A 21,059-nucleotide genomic window follows, 5' to 3' on the forward strand; every position below is an offset into this window, starting at 1 on the left:
TCATCAATCAAAATCAAGTATATAATTAGGATTTTTTCGATATATTGCTAATATATTGCTAAAACCGTAAAACCCTAGTACATAAGCACCCTCACACTCACGTTTTTAGACAATCTAATCGATCTAGCATCCTAATTATGCACGATTTATGCTGATTTTTTTCGATGATTTATTGTTTTTTGTTCTTGATTTTTTGTTCGTGTGCGACTTCCATTCGCTTTCTTGCCACTTTGAGATTGTTTCTTTGCTTTCTTAGAAGCATGATTACTCCAATCATATGGACCATTTAACTCTTTTTCTTTTTTCTTAGGTTTCCCTTTTGATTTAGAATCCCTTTGTTTCGTCGGTTTCTTCTTCGTTTTTGATTCTTCTGCTTTGATGCGCTCTAACTTCGCTTTTTTCTTTTTACTAATTTTCCCATCCTTGATTGTTTTATCAAGTAAAGGATAGTTGTGTGATTTGATTACAGGAACACGCATCTGGATCGCATGTTCGATATCTTTAAGTAATGGAATTTCTTCAAAATTACAGAATGAAATCGCAGCACCACTAAAACCTGCACGACCAGTTCGGCCAATTCGATGCACATATGTTTCAGGAACCTCTGGTAATTCATAATTCACGACATATTTTAATTCATTAATATCAATACCACGCGCCGCAATATCAGTTGCAACCATTACATTAATCGTACCATCTTTAAATCCGCTCAGAGCACGTTGACGGGCCCCTTGCGACTTGTCACCATGAATTGCGACTGCATTGATGTTACTACGGCATAAATCACGTGCCACACGGTCTGCACCACGTTTAGTACGTGTAAAGACAAGAACAGAATCAAAAGACTTGTTCTCCAAAACATCAATTAGAAGTTGAGTCTTATTACGTTGATCTACATAATAAACACTTTGCTCTACTGTTTCAACAGTAGACGATACCGGTGTAACTGCAACTGTTGTAGGATTATTTAAAAGCATTTCCGCAATACTTGAAATTTCTGAAGGCATCGTTGCAGAGAAAAGAAGTGTTTGTTTCTTCTTAGGAAGTTTTTTAATAATGCGTTTCACATCATTAATAAATCCCATATCCAACATGCGATCGGCTTCATCAAGAATAAAAATCTCAATCTGTGATAAGTCAATATAGCCTTGACTCATTAAATCCTCCAGACGACCTGGTGTAGCAATTAATGTATCAACACCATTACGGAGTGCTTTAACTTGATAACGTTGGGCAACACCACCAAAGACAACAGTTGAACGTAAATCCATATACTTGCCATACATTTCAAAATTTTCTTGAATTTGAATCGCAAGTTCTCGTGTGGGTGTTAGTACAAGTGCACGTATTTTACGTTTTCCATTACGATCAAATGCTTTCTCTTTTAAATTTTGTAACGTAGGTACCGCAAAAGCAGCAGTCTTTCCAGTCCCGGTTTGAGCGAGTCCAATCAAATCGTTATGTTTCAATAGTGTTGGAATGGCTTGTTCCTGAATCGGTGTTGGTTTTTCATAACCTTGTTCCATTAACGCTTGTAAAATTTTCTCATTAATACCTAAATCTTTAAATTCCATATAATTACTCCTTAAATTCTTTTATACATTTTGTGTTCATGATAGAACACCAACCGTTTAATCTTATAGTTTTATGAGCCCAATGTAAACAAAAATAAATTAATGTGCTGTTTTACTTTAAATTCCCTATGTTTAAGCTATGATAATTCTATGGAGGCATTTTATGATAGAACTAACAAACATTAATTTTAAGAATATACTGCATTACCCTACAATTAAAATTGTTGAGGGTGAAACAACTTTTATTACAGGACCATCGGGTTCTGGCAAATCAACACTCTTAAAACTTATCAACGGAACCGTTGATGCTAATGAGGGGAGCATTTCGTTAAACGGGATTAAAATTGAAGATTATAATCGCATCGAATTACGTAGAGATTATATTTTATGCGATCAATCTGTTTATTTGTACGAGCAAAGCGTACGCGATAATTTTCACTCGTTTTATATTTTAAGAGAGGAATCCCTCTTAACAGATTCACAAATCAATAACTTTCTAGAATTATCGTGCTCAAGTGCACACCTTGATGATTCTGTAATTTCTATGTCTGGTGGAGAACGTCAGAGAATTTATATCGCTATTTGTTTATCTTTAGCACGAAAGGCGATTATGTTTGACGAACCCACTTCAGCGCTTGATGATCTGACTGCGGACACTTTGTTAAAAAACATGAAAACGTACTGCACTCAAAATCACTTGGACTTAATTATTGTGAGCCACAATTCAACCTTGAGTGAGAAATACGCCGATCATTTAGTCCTAATTTCAAATTTGAAGGAGGACGATGCTCATGAATAACGGAATCATTGAATTAAGTATTGTTCAATTTAGTTTAATATATCTGTTGCTATTGATCGTATTATTAATCATGAAACGGGCAAATATAAGTCAGACACGTCTGCTATTTACCGCAAGTATCAAGATGTCGGTTCAATTATACTTATCAGGTCTTATCTTAACGTACATCTTTGGAAACCCACATCCACTCTTTGTGGTTCTTTATCTAACTTCAATGGTCCTTTTTTCAACCTTTAGAATTTTAAAGAAAAACCCCCGTTTAAACCGCAAATTTAAACGTGTTATCTTTTTATGTCTTATGACTTCGGGTCTCTTTGTCGTTGCATTTTTTGTAGGGATTATTGTTAGAACAAGTATCTTCAACCCACAATATGCAATTCCAGTAGGAGGAATGATCATTGGTAATGCTATGAACGGATTAAGTCTAGGTATCAAAACGCTTACTGATACACTTGATCTTGAACGCAATAAGGTTGAAACTTTATTAAACTTAGGGGTTACCCCCAAAAAGATTATGATTCCATTCGTCAATCAATCTTTAGAAATGGCTCTTTTACCCACCCTAAATAATATGTTGAATATGGGTATTATTTCCCTCCCCGGAATGATGACAGGACAAATCATATCAGGAACAGCTCCCCTCACTGCCATTATGTATCAAACAGCAATAATGATTGCGATCACAACTGGTGTCGCTTTGACGACATTTACTTCACTTTCAATTGGTTATCGAACGCTGATAAGTGAGAACGAACAGATTAATTGGTACCAATAAAAAAGGTGTTTTCAGCCTTTCATTCAAACGTATTAAATACATTTGAATGGCTGAAACACCTTTTTTTAGTAATCAGATTGACTTACTTCGTTTTTAACCAATGCAACACCAGATGATGTACCAATTCGTGTAGCTCCTGCTTCGATCATCGATTCCATATCTTCTTGACTTCGAACACCACCAGAAGCCTTTACAGAAGCTTGATCTTTAACTGTGTCTTTCATCAGTTTAACAGCTTCAAACGTTGCTCCACCTGTACTGAATCCAGTTGATGTCTTAACAAAGTCAGCACCCGCAGCAACAGCAAGTTCACAAACCTTAACGATTTCGTCATCTTCTAAAAGACATGTTTCAATAATCACTTTAAGGATATTTTCACTACATGCAGCTTTAATTGAACGAATTTCATTTTCGATTAAGTCGTATTTTTTGTCTTTTAAAGCACTGACGTTAATAACCATATCAATCTCATCCGCACCATTATCAAGAGCATTTTTAGTTTCAAAAACTTTTACTTCAGTTGTATTTGCACCTAATGGAAAACCAATTACAGTACATACTTTCACATCTGTACCACTTAGAAGTTCACTACAAAGTGAAACAAATCCTGGGTTAATGCATACACTCATAAAATCGTATTCTTTTGCTTCATCGCATAAAACACGAATTTGTGCTTCTGTAGCGTTTTGCTTCAAAAGCGTATGGTCAATATATTTACTTAATTTCATTTTCTTTTCCTCCGTATAGTTTTTCGAGGATCAGTGATGCACATACTTCGTCACCCATCCACTTTTCTTTTGAGCCATGCTCACGATAGATAAATTTTTCTTCACCTTTTCCAATTAGAACAACCGTATCGCCTGGCCGAGCCATTTTTAGAGCTTTTTCGATTGCATCCGTACGATTCGGCACAAATTCATAATTATTGGACTCAATTCCTGTAATAATATCTTGTGTAATATCAACAACACGCTCGTCTCGATTATCATGTTCTGTAATAATTACATGATCACAATAACTCGAAGCAACACGACCCATAATCGGTCTCTTCGCCGTATCACGGCCACCTGCTGCACCGAATACAGTTATTAATCGAGCATTATCATCTTGTGTCTCACGCACAAATTCATAAACATTTTTCATGCTGTCTGGGGCGTGACCGAAGTCAACAATCACCCTAAACGGTTGTCCCTTAGTAACCATCGTTTGACGACCATCTACATGTTCGATATCTTTTAGTTCTGGAATTATTTTTTCAATATCATAACCACGTTGATGTAGAATTGCGATGACATTAAGCATGTTGTATACGTTAAATATCGCTACAAAATTTGTGACAACTGGATATGATTTCCCTTCATGAATGAGTGTGAATTCTGTAAAGTTTTCATGTAAAACAATTTCCTGAGCGCGATAATGCGCATTTGGATTTTCGATTCCATATGTTGCAACATTTGAATAATTTTGATCTTTAAGAATTTCACCATATTCGTTATCTATATTTAGAACCATAAAGCCAGAAGGTTTTAAATTATCGAAAAGCATTTTCTTAGTCTCAAAATAGTTTTCCATCGTTTTATGATAATCAAGGTGATCATGCGTTAGGTTGGTAAAGGATGCATTATCAAAGTCTATGGACTCTACTCTTCTTAATGCAAGCCCTTGACTTGATACTTCAAGGCAAACTTCTTCAACGCCTTCTAATCGCATATCCTGAAGATATGATTGCAACTCAACAATATCAGGTGTTGTTAATGAAGGGGCGAATTTATGATCGTTATACTCAACAGAGATTGTACCAATATAGCCTGCATTCACACCAAATCTTTTCAGAATGTTGCGAACTGTAAGCATCGTCGTACTCTTTCCATTCGTACCCGTTATGCCATAAACATACATGTTTTTTGATGGGCTGTTATAGAATATATCAGTGACACGATGTAATTCAGTCATCACATCCGCGACGCGAATGTATACAATTCCATCGATAGTATCGATATCGTCGGAGTGGACTATAGCAACAGCTCCATTTTCAACTGCTTGTCTTGCAAACTGATGACCATCAACAGTTAAGCCTTTTAAACAGAAGAACATTCCGTTTTTAACACGATCTCGAGAATCAAGCACCAAATGATCAATGTCACAATCAAATTCTGTGTTCACAAGTTTATTCAATTTCATACTTATCTCCTACTCTTTTTTTCTGCTTTAACGCGTTGTTTATTAATTTTCTTAATGCAGCGCGGTTTGATAAGTTCATTTACAATACAATAATCTAATAAAGGGGTCTCATCTAAATTCAATATTAAGTCTGCCAAGTCTTTAATTTGTGCGGATTCAAGCTTTTTGTCCGTCCAAAGAGGATAGGTTTCGCATTCAGTTAAATTGTATCGATAAAAGGTATTTATATCTTCTCGAAACAGTACGATATCCGTAGCGTTTTGGGCGACGCATTGAGCTGAACTCATATTTGCGATATAGGGTTGTAATCCATATCTATCAATTGGAATTAAACGATCCTGGAAATCATTATATAATTTAAAATACTGTGGTAACTCCAAAATTGCGGTTTCGCGATCATACAGCGTATTTAACAAGCCATCGAAAAAAGGAATGTATACCCTGTTTTCATTTTCGACTTGAAATACTTTTAATTTTGACTTAATTGGCGCGATATCACATTGAACGATAAAGTTGCGTTCTTTGAAAAGAAGATTATCCCACATATCAAGATGCTCATTCCGAATTCGCTCAAACTCTGTTTCAAATGTTTTTTTAGTTTCTAAACTATGTTGAAAAACGTCAAGTTTTATAAGATCAAAATCAGATTTAGGGTTAAGCCCTAAATTATACATCTTATTCATATCCATCAACATCTTGATTTCTTTTTTAGGACGCTTTTGGTCATGATATTTTTTCAGTATATTCACTTTATCACCTCACACGCGGAAACAATATTACAAATATAAATACTTGCTGTTTCAGCTCTAAGAACATTGTCTCCAAGGCTCACTTGACGATATCCCATTGCTTTAAATTTGCTACGTTCATCACTACTAAAACCACCTTCGGGTCCGACAAGTACCGTTATGGATTTTGTATCTTCACAAACTGTGTGAATCAAATGCGGCTCATCCCCAATGTCCGCATAAAGATTCAAATCGGACTGATATTGAGGTAAATCTTCAAGTGATACAATGCCTTTGACGGGTACTTCAAATTGTCGGTAAGATTGTTCTGATGCTTCCTTTGCAATGAGGTTAAGTCGTTCCATTTTGCGTTCTGATCTTTTTCCAAAATCACGCACTACTCCATGTTGACTTTGGTAAAGAACAATTTCATCGACACCACACTCGCATGCTTTCTGAATCATCCATTCGAGTCGTTCTGATCGAATTAATGAAGCGACGATACGTAATTTGAATTTTTTATCGTTCCATACGATTGAGTCTTTAATTGTTAAATGTGTAAGCGTATCATCTGTAAATGAAGCAATCACCCCATTGCCATAATGATCTACAAGTCGAATCGAATCACCCTCTTGCATTCGAAGTACTTTTCGACATTGATGTAATTGATCTGCACTGAGTTGCAAGTCCTCAATTGATTCAATGAAGAATTGTTGCATTAGATTTCACCTTTTGCTGTTAGAAGCAATTTTTTAACCTCAAACGGTTTTAACTCTCGGTATTGTCCGATTTTAAGATCATCAATATCAAGATATCCAATCTGATAGCGATGAAGTTTCAATACTGGAAGTCCGAAATGCGCAAATATTTTACGAATTTGTCTGTTTTTACCTTCGTGAAGTGTAATCGAAAATTGAGTTTTATCTTTAGCAGCATCATATTTAACGCGACCAATTTCGACACCTTTATATTCTACACCTTCAATCGTAATGCCTTCTTTAAGTGAATTTGTTACTTCATAAGAAAGTCTTCCTCTGACACTTACGCGATATATTTTTGATAAATCAAATTTTGGATGAGTCATGTAATAAGCAAAATCACCATCATTCGTTAGGATTAATGCACCTGTTGTTTCGCGATCGAGACGACCTACAGGAAAGACACGAATGTCATTTGGCACTAAATCCACGACACTTTCTCGATCTTTATCATCATTTGCACTTGATACAATGCCACGAGGTTTGTTTAGAATGTAATATACTTTTTTTTCTTCAACATTTATAAGGATTCCATTGACCATAACACGGTCTTCAGTCGAAACTTTCAGTCCCTGTTCTGTAACTTTAATCCCATTAACTTTTACTTTACCTTCGTTTATTAAAACTTCTGCTTTACGACGGGAACAATATCCACTCATCGCTATAAATTTTTGTAATCTTATATTATTTAAAGAGTTCATTATTTTCTTCCAACATTTCTATCTTAATTTCGGGTAATTCTTTCAAACTCGTCAGTTTAAATACATCCATAAATGAGTTTGTCACTTCATAGAGTATTGGACGTCCAACTGAATCGGCCCGTCCACATTCTTGAATTAAATCCAACGCTTCCAATCTTCGACACATCATGTCACTATTTACGCCGCGTATTTCTTCAATTTCTAACCGCGTTATCGGTTGTTTGTATGCAATAATCGCAAGTGTTTCAAGAGCCGCTTGAGATAATTGACGGTTTTTATTGAATTCAAGCATGTCGGAGATGGTCTCATGCAGTTCTTTTTTTGTAATTAGCTTATATACAGAACCAAACTCAACCAGTTCTAATCCGCGATTTGAATCCATTAAACTTTGTTTATAATCTTGTATTTTGTTATTAAATACTTCGTCATCAATTCCAAGAGCAAGCATTAATTGTTCTTTATCAACGCCTTCTTCTCCAAAGGCAAATAAAATGCCTTCAATAATTGCAAAATCAGTCATTAAATCGCCCCTTTCAGATAAACCTCATCATCTTGATAACTCATTTTTAAATCGCCCATTCGTAACATATCTAAAACTGCTAAGAATGATACGAGTAGGTATTGCAGGGTGGGTGCTTGAGATAATACATGGTCAAGAGACAAAACGACGCCACCCTGAAACACACTTCTTAAATCTTCTATGACTTCATCAACAGAGAGTTCCGCACGTTCTATAGATACATCCTGTGGGTGTGCCAACTTAAAACGACTCATCACTTTCATCATTGCATTCATGAGGTCATAGGGCGTTTGTTCATAGGTAATCGAATCTTGTAAACTCGTCTTAATTTCCCTAAACAAACCGGATGAGATTGGTTTTGCGAATTGTTTTGAACGTTCTTCATAACGCTCTGCCAATTCAATGCTGACCTCTTTATAACGTTGATATTCGATAAGACGTCTCACAAGGTCATTCTCATCATCTTCTACATCTTTTGCATCGAGTTCACTTTTATCCCTAGGCAAAAGACGTTTACTTTTGTATTCGATTAAACCGGCAAGTTCACTAAGATATTCAGACGCTACTTCAAGTTTTTGATCTCGAACGCTATCTATAAAAGCAATGTATTGATCCGCCAATTCATCAATATTTAAATCAAAAAGATCGAGCTTTTTATCTTTAATTAGATAAAGCATTAAATCCAAGGGACCACTAAATTGATCAATAGATACTTCAAAATTCATGGTTGTTCTCCAATCTAAACTATTATAGCACGGCAGCAATTAAATTTGGTTTTTCAACAGGTTCTTGACCCATCACAAAACATGAAACCGTATTATTTTTATGTTTATCGGTTATTGGTGAATCGCTATAAAGAGTAGCAAGTAAATCACCCGCGTGAATTACATCCCCAATTTCTTTGCGAAGTACAATTCCCGCTTTGTAGTCAATAATATCCTCTTTGGTTTGTCTTCCTGCCCCTAAGTGCATGGACACAATACCTAATTCCATAGCTTTTAAATCATGTAAGTAGCCATCTTGCTCTGCAAACACTTCAACCTCATATTTTGCTTTCGTAAAGGCGTCGAGATCATCAAAAATCGAGATATCTCCGCCTTGTGCCTCAATCCATTTTAAGAATGTATCATAAGCAGCACCGCTTCGTAATGTTTCTTTTGCGAGTGTATAGCCACTTTCTGGTGAATCCGAAAGATCTGCTTGATACAGCATATATCCTGAGGCAACAAGACACAGCTCTTCTAAATCCATTGGACCTTCATTTTTCAAAGTCATAATTGCTTCTTCGACTTCCAGTGCATTCCCAATTGAATGTCCTAATGGTTGATTCATATTTGAAAGCATCGCATTGACTTCACGGCCAAGATTACGACCAATCGTAATCATTGTATTCGCTAACTCACGCGCATCCTCAACAGTCTTCATAAACGCACCTTCACCATATTTTACATCAAGTAAAATACAGTCTGCTCCCCCTGCCAATTTTTTTGACATGATCGATGAAGCAATTAAAGGTATAGCATTAACGGTTCCTGTAACATCACGTAATGAGTAAAGAACTTTATCTGCATAAACTAAATTACCTGTTTGACCAATGACCGCAAGATTAATCGCATTAACCTGATCAATGAAATCTTGACTTGAAACCTCGATATTGAAGCCAGGAATGGATTCTAACTTGTCGAGTGTTCCACCGGTATGACCTAAACCTCTACCACTCATTTTAGCAACCTTTGCGCCAGCTGCTGCAACAATCGGACTTAATATAATTGTAGTTTTATCACCAACGCCACCTGTTGAATGCTTATCAACTTTCTTTCCAACAATGGATGACAAATCAATAACATCACCACTGCGCATCATTGCATCGGTCAATGCAGTAGTCTCATCGAGACTCATTCCTTTTAATACGATTGCCATGAGTAGAGCACTGGTTTGATAATCTTTCACAGTACCCTCTGTAACACCATGAATCCAAAAATTAATTTCTTCTTGAGTTAACTCAAGACCATCACGTTTCTTTTCAATTATTTCTACTATTGTCATAATTATATCCTCTCGTAAGTTACTTGTTTAAAAGTACTGTATTCAACCTGATTCTTGATCTTGAATTCTAAATCAGAAAAATCCGGAAAAAATGTATCACCAATTACATCATTTGGTATATACGAAATGATTAACTCGTGAGCAAAAGGCAAACTTTGAGCGTAAATTTCTCCGCCACCTGCGATAAAAATATCTTCGCTCGATTCTTGATGTTGAATTAAAAATGCCCTAAGATCTGGAATTGCATTTTCAATCGAAGCGTTTCGTGTTACAACATAGATTTCTCGGTTATCAAGCTTTTTAGGAAGACCCTCGAACGTTTTCCGACCCATAACCACTTTTTGATTCAGTGTAGACTTTCGAAAATGTTGTAAATCTTCTTTATTATGCCATGGCATCGATCCATTTAAACCAATAGTGCGATGGTTATTCATTGCGACAATTATTTTAATCATCACACACTCACCTTGGCTTTTATTAATGGATGTGGATCATAGCCGACTACTTCAAAATCTTCAAACTTGAAATCTGTAATTTTTTCTTGGTTTCCATGAATTATGAGCTGAGGTAAAGATTTCGGGTCGCGTGCTAATTGCATTTGAACTGCATCATAATGATCATTGTAAATATGTAAATCACCAAAGGTATGGACAAATTCTCCCACCTCTAAATCACAAACTTTAGCTATCATGTGTAACAACAGCGCATACGAAGCAATATTAAATGGAACACCTAAAAATACATCTGCACTACGCTGATAAAGTTGCAATGATAGTTTTTGATCATTGCTTACATAAAACTGCATAAATGCATGACAAGGTGGTAGTGCCATTTGATCAACTTCGGCCGGATTCCAAGCACTCATAATAATACGACGTGAGTATGGGTTTGTTTTAATTGTCTCAATCACGTTATTAAGCTGGTCTACACCACCAAAATCACGCCATTGTTTACCATAAACCGGACCCAATTCACCGTATTTTTGAGCAAACAAATCATCTGCAACAATGCGTTCAATAAACTCATCCATAGTTTCGCCATTGTAATCGTCCGATTTTTTAAAAAGTTCGTAAGGCCATTCATTCCAAATTCGAACTTTATTTTCGACAAGCCATTTGATATTGGTATCGCCGCTTACAAACCATAATAGTTCTTTCGCAAGCGATGGAAAATGAACTTTTTTAGTCGTAAGCAAGGGAAAACCCTTGCTTAAATCAAAACGCATTTGATAACCAAAAACGCCTGTCGTACCCGTTCCCGTACGATCTTCTCGTCGTGAACCTTCGTCTAATACAAATTGACACATTTCCAAATAATTTTTCATTTTATCACCTATCTACTATTATACAAAAAAATCGCTCTCTTTGGTACTATTTCGGATATAAGAACTCAAGATGTTCCGCAATTAAGATAAATTTTTCATCATTAATTTCTAATCTACCTTTCACAGAAATTAAACTCCCCGGTTTACAAGAATTTGTGGTTGTCTCACTCGCACCTCTCCAAAGTAAAATTGGAAATATATCCTTGCGGAAAATACCTGTTGGAGTTCTAAAATTTGAAGTGACACTTACATGCATCAATGCGTAACTTTCATTTGAGTGCTCCTCAATTGGAACTGGCATTGTTTCGATGTGTCCTACTAATTGTACAAAATTCATTTTTTCCTCCTTCTCTTTATGTGGGTTACCCCACACTCATAAATTTACTTCAAATAGATAGCATCCTAATTTTTTTTTTAAGAATACAACAAAAAAGGTTAGATTCAATAGAATCTAACCTAATTATCTGAATTAACCATTCGTAAAAATGTATCATCACTGTCCAAAATCACATCCACTAAATCCGCCAGTGCATCATACGATAAATCTCGAATCATCTCTAAATAATCAAAATACGAAACACCATCGAAATGAGCTCGTCCCAACGTAATCGCAAGTTCATCTGTCTTACTTAGTGACATAATCATCTCGCCATAGTATCGCTTTTTCAATTGATTAAACAAAGATTCATCATGTTTTATATGATTCATACGATGCTTAATAATATCTTTAAACGCCTCGTGCTTATGCCCTTCATTTACAAAATAGATAACTCCAAATGATTCGCGAATGTCAACATCATAGCCATATGAGTTCGAAACGATTCCTTTATCAAGCCAAACCTGATAATCTGGAATCATTTCGGAAAAATTCATTTCTAAAAGCATCCGTATCAAAAACTCATCTTTTAGTTTATCATCACGATTATAAGGAAACTTAAAAGAATAAGTCATTTTTGGAACCTCTACATCGCCTTGAATTTCTCGCTCTTTAATAGCTACAGTATGTGGTTCCTTATCAAACAAATCAACAACTTTCTCGCTTACCGCACGATGTGATTGGGTCTCTTGCAGGACAATTTCCGCAACTTTTTGGGGTTCCATCGGTGTTACGATTGTTAAAGACATACGATGATCAGAATAGTTCATCTCAAAAGCACGAAGCAAATCAGCGCGTGTCGTTTCTGTCACACTTTGTTCCGTTCCCGCGATATCATAAATAAACGGATAATGATGAAATAAGTTTACATACGTCTCATTCAATAGACGCATATCCGGCATCTGTTCATACATCTTAATTTCTTCGATAATGATGCCCTTCTCTTTTTCAACGCTTTCTTCACTAACGCTAAACTTACTTACAAATTGAATCAACAGGCGTAATGGCGCTTCCAAATCACCGTTATGACCAAAATAATACATAGTTTGTTCATACGACGTAAAAGCATTACCACTTGCACCTAATTCCGCAAACTGACTTAATATGTCCTTGCTCTCATCTTCAAACAGTTTATGTTCTAAAAAATGTGCAACACCCGATTTATGCTCAACTACATTTCCTTCGATGCTTTGCTTAAGATTTAAAGCCCCAAACGAAGTCCCATAGACAGCACTTGAACGTTTAAATCCTGGTCGGTGCACAATGGTTACGGTTAATGCACTTGGTGTTGTAAAGGTATACACTTTTTCATTAAAATCATTTTTAATTGTTTTCATTATTTTCACCTCGATATGCGAAGACAAACGGTTTTGTGATTTTCGTCAATACGGCTTTCACATCCGACTCCGTAACTGTACGGATTTTTTCTTGCATTATTTCAATGGACTCATCAACTTGCAGCATATTATTTCTAAAAGTATGATCTGCAATACTCTTTATCCGTTCGGTATTACCTTCTAGTGAGAGATCTAAATAGTTAATAGCCGCTGTTAAATCTAAAGGTTCATTTCGGATTATCTCAAATTGATCTTCAATCAGTGATAAAGTTTTTTCTACATTTTTATCACTAACGCCTGTCGCAATATAGAAGATTCCATCATAAACTTGACGTGATGCATAGATGGAATAGCACAAACTGTGCTTTTCGCGAATATTCTGAAAAAGAAGCGAAGTCGGTAGTTGACCGAGGTATGCAATAAACACGAGATATGCATAATACAAATCATCATAAGGTGTAATGCTTGTTTCATAGACGCATACAAGCTCACTTTGAGTTCCTTTATAACGTTCTTCGAGATACGTCTCTGTAATTTCTGTTTTTAGAAGTGATTCGTTTATTGGCATTGAGTGTCCCACCGTAAACGCATCAAAATTACATGCTCGATCAACGCCACCCACAAGATAAATTTGCTTATTAAACTCTTGAATACAACGTGTATGGAGCTTTTGAACGTCCTTTAAACTTACACTATCTAAATCACCCAAATCTCCGAAGGCGCTTAAACCAAACAACTGACCTTCACCTGCATGTTTAAAACCCTTAACCAGTGCATTTTGCGATGCATTTTCTTTTATATGCATATGACTGATGCGTAAATTTTTCTTTGCTTCTTCAAGAGTTTGTTCGGTTAATAATGGATATAGGTACATATCTTCGAGTAATTTAATCTGCTTATCCAATAACAATTCATTAGTAAATCGTTCGTGAATCATTTTAATGCCGAGATCAATAACTTGGTATGTTCCCAAAGTATAAGTTAAAGCACTTGTCTTCGCTCCGTATAACATATCGTGACGCTGTGCGAGTGATGTTTTAGTTGGGTTTTCAATAAGACGATCCCCCATCATCCGCGTGAGTAGATTTGCGATGGTATTTGTTTTTGATTCAAGCTTAAATACAATTTTTAACGAAAGATACACTTCATGAAACTTTTCTTCATTGATTTGATAAACCTTAATGTCATTTTTTAATATTAATTCTTCATTCATGATACATCCTCCAAAAAATGATACAATATAATAGCATTGTACATCAATATGATGTAAATAGAAAGAACGGTGACATAATGATAAAACCTAACGATGCAGTCTTTTTGACTGACTTATATGAATTTACTATGGCTTACACATATTTCAAACAAAACCGACATGAAGAAATTGTTTATTTTGATATGTTTACCCGAAAAATACCAAACCAAGGTGGTTATCTTATTTTTAATGGCTTGAGCAAACTTATTGAAACCATTAATAATTTTAAGTTTACACAGTCACATATCGATTATCTCTATGAACAAGGATTTACAGATCCAAAATTTCTTGATTATTTATTGAATTTAGAATTAAATTTAGACATTTGGGCCGTTGAAGACGGTACGGTTGTTTTCCAAAATGAACCTTTGGTCACAGTTCGTGGTACTGTCATCGAAGCACAACTTATCGAAACACTTTTACTATTATCTATCAACTACTCAACTTTAGTTACAACAAAAGCAAGTCGTATTGTAAATGCTGCACGTGGACGTGCTGTACTCGAATTCGGTGCTCGCCGTGCTCACGGTTACGATTCTTCCGTCGATGGTGCACGTGCCGCAATTATTGCAGGTTGTATCGGAACATCCCATACACTTGCTGGTTATCAATACGGGGCTCATGTTTCTGGAACAATGGCACATTCATACATTCAACTTCATGATTCTGAATTTGAAGCGTTTATGTCTTTTGCGGAAATCAATCCTGATAACGCAATTTTCCTCGTTGATACATATGATACATTGGGATCTGGAATTCCAAATGCAATTAAAGTAGCACATGAATATCTTATTCCAAACGGTTTCCGCCTCAAAGCAATTCGTCTTGATTCTGGTGACTTAGCATATCTATCTAAAGAAGCCCGAAAAATGCTCGACGAAGCTGGTCTTCAAGATTGTAAAATTATGGCATCAAACTCACTTGATGAATATCTCATAGATGACTTGATCTACCAAGGAGCGCAAATCGATTCATTTGGTGTTGGCGAAAATCTTATTACTTCAAAATCGGAACCTGTTTTAGGCGGTGTTTATAAACTTGTAGCTCAGGAACGTGCAGATGGAACGCTTACACCAAAAATCAAAGTAAGTGAGAACATCGAAAAGATAACAAACCCAAGTTATAAACGACTTTATCGTTTCTATGATAATCATACAAACAAGGCGCTTGCAGATTATATCGCCCTCGCAGATGAAGTAATCCCAACGGATACAATTACCATTTTTGATCCTTCCGCACCTTGGAAGAAGAAAACACTCACTGATTATCAGGTAAGAGAATTACAAGTGCCCATTTACCAAAATGGCAAATGTGTTTATGAGTTACCAAATCTTGAGGAAATTGCACTCTATTCTCAAAAAGAATTGGAAACAATTTGGGATGAGGTAAAACGACTCCACTATCCTCATCGTTATTATGTTGATTTATCTCAAAAACTTTATGACTTGAAATTAGAGTTGCTTCACAATATAAGCGAGAATAAATAATTAATTTTTCGATAAAACACTCCAACTGACTTTAACGATAAATCCAAACAAAAAAAGGTATGACCTCATCCATGTGAGATTCATACCTTTTTTGCGTGAATTATTTATTCAACGTTTACCTGCATCATAAGGTTGTCCTGCAGCCTTAGGAGCTGCCGATTTCTTAGATGTGAATACAAGGACTACTAAAGTCGCAATATATGGTAACATTTTGAAAACTTGATCCGGAATTCCGAGACCATTTAGGAATGGTATTCCTGAATAAACATTGGATAGCGTTAATGCAAGAGCGAAAAATAGAGATGAAAAGAAAATTGTCTTAGGTCTCCATTGACCGAAAATAAGAATCGCTAACGCAAGGAACCCGTAACCATTTGCAGTACCTGTAAATGATGTGCTGATTGGAACTGTAATGATAAGTCCACCAAGCCCTGCAAGTGCTCCAGATATAAGAACTCCAGCCCAACGGATACGTTTTACATTTCCACCTGCTGCATCAAGAGCATGTGGATTCTCTCCTGCTGATCTTAATCGCAAACCAAATCGTGTTTTATAAATAACAAAGGTTGCGATAAAGAGGATTGCAATTCCAATATAGGTTGAGATATACGCATTGGTAAAAAACAACTTACCAATAATGGGTATTTCTGACAAAAATGGTACCTTTCGAATGAGAAACTCATTTCTGAACGGAATTTCTTTAACCGAATATAAGAGTCGTGCGATATAAACTGTAAATGCTGGCGCAAACATATTAATGGCTGTACCACTAATAGTTTGATCCGCATTCATGTTTATTGCGGCAAACGCATGTACAGCTCCCATAACAACGCCGGCAAGAATGGCCGCTAACATGGCAACAATGTAAAGTAATTGACCAGACATATGGTTCTGAAGGAAAAACAGAGTGATAACTCCAAAGAAGGTACCAAATACCATAATCCCTTCTAAAGCAATATTTACAATACCACCACGCTCAGAGAATAAGCCTCCAAGTGAAACTACAAGTAATGGGATTGCAACATACAACATCTGTTGAACAATAAATGCAAGTGTGTTCATCAGTTATCACCTCCGGAATTTTTCGTCACTTTCGCAATAAATCCTTTAAGAAGTATTGTAAGTGCGCTCACATAGATAATTGTAGCGGTGATAACAGAGATAATTTCAGGCTCAAGACCAAATAATTGAAGATTATTACCACCATACGTAATATGTGCTATAAAGAGACCTGAAAGAATAATACCTATAGGATTGCTTTGCGCAAGTAAAGCTACTGAGATCCCGTCAAATCCTTCTGTAAGAAGAACATTAAGTACATCCATGTATTTTCCAACATTTGCAAGGTACATCACTGCACCACCAAGGCCCGCAAGAGCCCCTGCTATCGTCATCGATAGAATGATTGATTTTTTTTCATTGATACCCGCATAGCGGCTCGCATGACGATTATATCCAACTGCTTTCAGTTCAAATCCAAACTTTGTTTTTTCTAAAACGATATAAAGCAAAATTGCCATCACAATCGCAATTACAATTCCAATATTTACCGATGATCTGGGAAAAATCTTGTTTAAACCCAATACCGGTAAATATGCATTTACCGGTGGTAAAGTACGTGAATGAACAGAATCGAATGCAGTATTGGTAATCAGATAGTTTACGGCATACATACCAATATAGTTCAACATAATCGAAGCAATAACTTCGTTCACATTTCGATAAGCCTTCAAGACCCCTACAATCGCACCCCACAGTGCTCCAGCGAGAGCCCCACCAATTAGACCTACAATCCAACCAGTACCGGCAGGCATCCAAGTCCAGTTTACACCAATATAGACAGCCGTAAATGCACCAACTGTAAACTGTCCAGAAGCCCCAATATTAAAGAGACCCGTTTTAAATGCGAATCCGACAGATAACCCCGTTAGAATAATGGGTGCTGCTCTAAAGAGAACATTTCCCATACCACGTAGGTTATGGTGGAAACCACCTTTAAGAATAATCCAAAATGCACTTAATGCATATTGTGGGGTCGTAAGTAAGATTACGAGAAACCCAACAAATAATCCAATGATTATCGCAAGGAAGGATGCAATAACAGCATGATTCCCTTCATTTGCAAAGATTTTTTTAATTTTTGTACCAATCGAACTAGTTTTTGCCATTTAGAGTACCCCGCTTTGCTCCAGCCATATATAAGCCAAGTTCTTGTTGCGTAATATCTTCTGGCTTAAATTCACCTACAAATTCTCCATTGTACATCACAAGAATTCGATCACTGATGTTCATTATTTCAGATAATTCGTACGATACGAGGAGAACAGATTTCCCAGCATCGCGTTGAGCTACAAGTTGGTTATGTATATATTCAATTGCACCTACATCAAGACCTCGTGTTGGTTGAACAGCCATTAGAACTTCTGATCCCATATCGATTTCACGAGCCAATATAGCTTTTTGTTGATTTCCACCAGACATACTGCGTACAACAGAACTCGGTCCTTTTGAACTTCGAATATCAAACTTTTCAATCATCTTACGTGCATACGTTTCGATTTTGTCGAAACGAAGCATTCCATTTTTCTGGAAGCGGTCTGTAAAATATTGTTTTAAAACAAGGTTGAAATCCAATTTATAGTCAAGAACTAAGCCATCTTTGTGACGATCTTCCGGAATATGCGATATTCCATGAGTATTTCTGTATCGAATTGATTTATCTTCAATGCTTTCACCTTTAAGCACAATCTCACCCTGTGTTATTGGTAACATCCCTGCAATTGCATAAACCAATTCATGTTGTCCATTACCTTCAATACCCGCAATACTTACAATTTCACCTTCATGCAATGCAAACGATGCTGCTTTAACGGCATCATGATTTCCATGCGAAGAAGCAACATTAATATTGGTAACTTCTAAAACGACTTCACCGCGTTCTAGCGGTTTCATATCGATATTTAAATCAATTTTTCGACCCACCATCATTTCGGACATTTCATCGACGGTCACATCTTTTACATTGACGGTTCCAATAAATTTACCCTTGCGTAAAACCGACACACGATCAGCCACTTCTTTGATTTCGTTCAATTTATGGGTAATAAAAATAATTGATTTTCCTTCGGATCGAAGTTGCTTCATGATTGCCATTAACTCTTGAATCTCTTGTGGCGTTAAAACAGCCGTCGGTTCATCAAAAATCATAACATCACTTTCACGATAAAGTAATTTTAGAATTTCGACACGTTGTTGCATTCCTACTGATATATCCGAAATTTTCGCATCTGGATCTACATTTAGATTGTATCGATTACTTAATTCGATAATGTCTTTACGAGCATCTCCGAGACGGACCATTCCCCGTTCAACCGTTTCCACTCCTAAAATAATATTCTCAGTAACCGTAAAATTATCAACCAGTTTAAAATGCTGGTGTACCATACCAATCTTATGGTAGGTTGCCTCATGAGGGTTATTGATTTGAGTAACTTTGTCACGAATGACAATTTCTCCCGAGTCTGGTTGGTACATCCCAAATAACACAGACATCAACGTTGACTTTCCAGCACCATTCTCACCCAGTAGCGCTAAAATTTCCCCTTCACGAAGTGAAATTGTGACGTCATCATTGGCTCTAATGCCAGGAAACGTCTTGGTGATATGATTCATTTCAACAATATTTTTCATATTCCCTTACACTCCTTAAACATATCATACACAAAAAAAGAACGATAAAACAGTAAAATTTAAATAATAAAAATATCAAGCATACTTGATATCCAATTGTCGATTTTTAATAAGCATCATCCCCGTATTATTTTTTTACTATAAACCGTCATGCTCTATTCAATTGAAGCGTTAGATTAAAACTGTTTGTTCGTGAATTAACCCTTTGTGATGGGTTCTAACTTCAATCATCCCCCGATAGAATATGATTTATGTTCACCTAAATATTAGCATTTTCAACACGTTTTAGCAAGCGCTTTCAACACTATAAAACATACATATCGCTGAGCTTAGTGCTCAGCGATAATAATCAATTTTTAGATTTGGAAATAAACTTTGATCCGCAAAAACATCTCCCTGTTCATCATGTTCTGTTAGTATTACTAATTTATCGTCTTGAATTTCTTTTTTTGTTTTCTCAAGAAGTGCCTCGATTTCTATCTTACCAATTTGTTTCAATCTGGATTCATCAAAAGCCAAGCCAACACCTTCATTGTTTAAGTCAACACTGAGTTGTTTACCACCTGGAAATTTACCTTCGAAGTTATCTACAAGAAGACTTGTGACCGTTTTTCGAATACCCTTAGTCGCAGAATAAACCACTTTACTGCTTAAGTACGATTGATCAACATCTACTCCGATATAACGTTTATCTGCATCTTCAGCAGCTTTTATGATCGACTGACCGGCACCACCCGCCGAGCCAAAAACAACCTCTGTTCCTTCGTTATACCAACTAGACCCTAACATTTGTACTTCTGTAGATGGCTCGAATGCCCCAGAGTATTTATATTTGAGATCAATAGTTTTATTTATACTTTTAGCGCCTTCTTGCAAGCCTCTTACAAAACCCATTCCGTAACGTTCTACCGCAGGAATCTTAGCACCTCCCACGAATCCTACTTTAGTATAACCCTCAAGTGCAGTGACGTATCCGGCTAGATAAGCAGCTTGTTCTTCTCTAAATAAAACTGGAACGAGATTATCACGAATTTCGATTGTTCCTGACTCATTAGGTTTTGGTAAAGCATCAATCAGAATAAACTTAGTGTGTGGAAAATCATTTTGTACTTTAGCCGCAGTTGCTTCAAAATAAAATCCCGGTAAAACTACGACCTTAGCGCCTCCTTCTTCTATTGCTTTTTGAATTTCATTATAGAATGCAATATCATCTTTATTTTCTGGTCGATAATATTTATACGAAACATTATGTTCCTTACAAAAATCAATAATACCTTCCCAAGATTCTTGATTAAATGAATGGTCATCGATCGTACCAATATCCGTTATCAAAGCAATTTCAGAAGTCGTTTGATCTTCTGTTGGTTTTGAAGAGCATGCTCCAAGCAAAAATAAACCTATCAATAAAATAATAATTTTGGATTTCATAATCATCCCCCTTGCACTTTAACTTTATCAAGTGAAAGTTCGAGATTCAAACACTTATTTTTCCACTTACGCGAAAAAAAACG

21 protein-coding genes are annotated in these 21,059 nt (G+C 36.2%); 3 read left to right on the forward strand and 18 right to left on the reverse strand.

Features of this window, described 5'->3' with window-relative positions; all coding sequences use genetic code 11:
* Nucleotides 1–146: 146 nt before the first annotated feature.
* Entirely contained in the window at nucleotides 147–1,574 is a 1,428-nt protein-coding gene (locus LLS04_RS08145; RefSeq protein ID WP_323611210.1) for a DEAD/DEAH box helicase, read from the reverse strand.
* Between the two features lie 163 nt (nucleotides 1,575–1,737).
* Between LLS04_RS08145 and LLS04_RS08150 the strand changes: the two genes are divergently transcribed.
* Nucleotides 1,738–2,373, forward strand: a complete 636-nt coding sequence (locus LLS04_RS08150; protein ID WP_323611211.1) for an ABC transporter ATP-binding protein — start codon at nucleotides 1,738–1,740, stop codon at nucleotides 2,371–2,373.
* Nucleotides 2,366–3,148, forward strand: a complete 783-nt coding sequence (locus LLS04_RS08155) for an ABC transporter permease (RefSeq protein WP_323611212.1) — start codon at nucleotides 2,366–2,368, stop codon at nucleotides 3,146–3,148. The genes LLS04_RS08150 and LLS04_RS08155 overlap by 8 nt, the downstream gene beginning before the upstream one ends.
* Before the next feature lie 65 nt (nucleotides 3,149–3,213).
* Here LLS04_RS08155 and deoC read toward each other — a convergent pair whose 3' ends face one another.
* The 13 genes from deoC to LLS04_RS08220 all read right to left on the reverse strand — a co-directional run bounded on the left by deoC (nucleotide 3,214) and on the right by LLS04_RS08220 (nucleotide 14,332).
* Entirely contained in the window at nucleotides 3,214–3,876 is a 663-nt protein-coding gene (gene deoC, locus LLS04_RS08160; protein WP_323611213.1) for a deoxyribose-phosphate aldolase, read from the reverse strand.
* Nucleotides 3,863–5,329 (reverse strand): UDP-N-acetylmuramoyl-L-alanyl-D-glutamate--2,6-diaminopimelate ligase, encoded by a 1,467-nt coding sequence (locus LLS04_RS08165; RefSeq protein WP_323611214.1) that lies wholly within the window; start codon nucleotides 5,327–5,329, stop codon nucleotides 3,863–3,865. Before LLS04_RS08165 ends, deoC begins: the two co-directional genes overlap by 14 nt.
* Before the next feature lie 2 nt (nucleotides 5,330–5,331).
* Nucleotides 5,332–6,078, reverse strand: a complete 747-nt coding sequence (locus LLS04_RS08170; RefSeq protein WP_323611216.1) for a hypothetical protein — start codon at nucleotides 6,076–6,078, stop codon at nucleotides 5,332–5,334.
* Nucleotides 6,075–6,776 carry an RsmE family RNA methyltransferase gene (locus LLS04_RS08175; protein WP_323611217.1) on the reverse strand — a complete coding sequence of 234 codons (702 nt, stop codon included), beginning with the start codon at nucleotides 6,774–6,776 and terminating at the stop codon, nucleotides 6,075–6,077. Before LLS04_RS08175 ends, LLS04_RS08170 begins: the two co-directional genes overlap by 4 nt.
* A complete protein-coding gene (locus LLS04_RS08180) occupies nucleotides 6,776–7,516 on the reverse strand; it encodes a pseudouridine synthase (protein WP_323611218.1) in 741 nt (246 codons plus the stop codon). Before LLS04_RS08180 ends, LLS04_RS08175 begins: the two co-directional genes overlap by 1 nt.
* The gene (gene scpB / locus LLS04_RS08185; RefSeq protein ID WP_323611219.1) at nucleotides 7,500–8,036 is read right to left on the reverse strand and encodes an SMC-Scp complex subunit ScpB; all 537 of its coding nucleotides are present in this window, start codon (nucleotides 8,034–8,036) and stop codon (nucleotides 7,500–7,502) included. Before scpB ends, LLS04_RS08180 begins: the two co-directional genes overlap by 17 nt.
* Nucleotides 8,036–8,761, reverse strand: coding sequence for a segregation and condensation protein A (locus LLS04_RS08190; protein WP_323611220.1), 726 nt, complete (start codon nucleotides 8,759–8,761; stop codon nucleotides 8,036–8,038). Before LLS04_RS08190 ends, scpB begins: the two co-directional genes overlap by 1 nt.
* 22 nt (nucleotides 8,762–8,783) lie before the next feature.
* The gene (locus tag LLS04_RS08195) at nucleotides 8,784–10,082 is read right to left on the reverse strand and encodes a pyrimidine-nucleoside phosphorylase (RefSeq protein ID WP_323611222.1); all 1,299 of its coding nucleotides are present in this window, start codon (nucleotides 10,080–10,082) and stop codon (nucleotides 8,784–8,786) included.
* A 2-nt stretch (nucleotides 10,083–10,084) separates the two neighbouring features.
* Nucleotides 10,085–10,537, reverse strand: coding sequence for a dihydrofolate reductase (locus LLS04_RS08200; protein WP_323611223.1), 453 nt, complete (start codon nucleotides 10,535–10,537; stop codon nucleotides 10,085–10,087).
* Nucleotides 10,537–11,406, reverse strand: a complete 870-nt coding sequence (gene thyA, locus LLS04_RS08205) for a thymidylate synthase (protein ID WP_323611224.1) — start codon at nucleotides 11,404–11,406, stop codon at nucleotides 10,537–10,539. Before thyA ends, LLS04_RS08200 begins: the two co-directional genes overlap by 1 nt.
* Before the next feature lie 46 nt (nucleotides 11,407–11,452).
* The gene (locus tag LLS04_RS08210; protein WP_323611225.1) at nucleotides 11,453–11,743 is read right to left on the reverse strand and encodes a single-stranded DNA-binding protein; all 291 of its coding nucleotides are present in this window, start codon (nucleotides 11,741–11,743) and stop codon (nucleotides 11,453–11,455) included.
* Between the two features lie 119 nt (nucleotides 11,744–11,862).
* Nucleotides 11,863–13,119 (reverse strand): EF-P 5-aminopentanol modification-associated protein YfmH, encoded by a 1,257-nt coding sequence (gene yfmH / locus LLS04_RS08215; protein WP_323611227.1) that lies wholly within the window; start codon nucleotides 13,117–13,119, stop codon nucleotides 11,863–11,865.
* A complete protein-coding gene (locus LLS04_RS08220; protein WP_323611228.1) occupies nucleotides 13,106–14,332 on the reverse strand; it encodes a M16 family metallopeptidase in 1,227 nt (408 codons plus the stop codon). The genes yfmH and LLS04_RS08220 overlap by 14 nt, the downstream gene beginning before the upstream one ends.
* 77 nt (nucleotides 14,333–14,409) lie before the next feature.
* Here LLS04_RS08220 and LLS04_RS08225 point away from each other — a divergent pair, with 77 nt between their 5' ends.
* Nucleotides 14,410–15,858, forward strand: a complete 1,449-nt coding sequence (locus LLS04_RS08225) for a nicotinate phosphoribosyltransferase (protein WP_323611229.1) — start codon at nucleotides 14,410–14,412, stop codon at nucleotides 15,856–15,858.
* 108 nt (nucleotides 15,859–15,966) lie between these two features.
* Here LLS04_RS08225 and LLS04_RS08230 read toward each other — a convergent pair whose 3' ends face one another.
* The 4 genes from LLS04_RS08230 to LLS04_RS08245 form a co-directional block, all read right to left on the reverse strand.
* The gene (locus LLS04_RS08230) at nucleotides 15,967–16,920 is read right to left on the reverse strand and encodes an ABC transporter permease (protein WP_254006600.1); all 954 of its coding nucleotides are present in this window, start codon (nucleotides 16,918–16,920) and stop codon (nucleotides 15,967–15,969) included.
* A complete protein-coding gene (locus tag LLS04_RS08235) occupies nucleotides 16,920–18,026 on the reverse strand; it encodes an ABC transporter permease (protein WP_323611230.1) in 1,107 nt (368 codons plus the stop codon). Before LLS04_RS08235 ends, LLS04_RS08230 begins: the two co-directional genes overlap by 1 nt.
* Nucleotides 18,013–19,548, reverse strand: a complete 1,536-nt coding sequence (locus LLS04_RS08240; RefSeq protein WP_323611231.1) for an ABC transporter ATP-binding protein — start codon at nucleotides 19,546–19,548, stop codon at nucleotides 18,013–18,015. The genes LLS04_RS08235 and LLS04_RS08240 overlap by 14 nt, the downstream gene beginning before the upstream one ends.
* 336 nt (nucleotides 19,549–19,884) lie before the next feature.
* Complete coding sequence (locus tag LLS04_RS08245) at nucleotides 19,885–20,976, reverse strand: BMP family lipoprotein (RefSeq protein ID WP_323611232.1); 1,092 nt, start codon at nucleotides 20,974–20,976, stop codon at nucleotides 19,885–19,887.
* Nucleotides 20,977–21,059 lie beyond the last annotated feature (83 nt).

The organism is Erysipelothrix enhydrae (assembly GCF_035066605.1).
GTDB classification, from domain to species: Bacteria; Bacillota_I; Bacilli_A; order Erysipelotrichales; family Erysipelotrichaceae; genus Erysipelothrix; species Erysipelothrix amsterdamensis.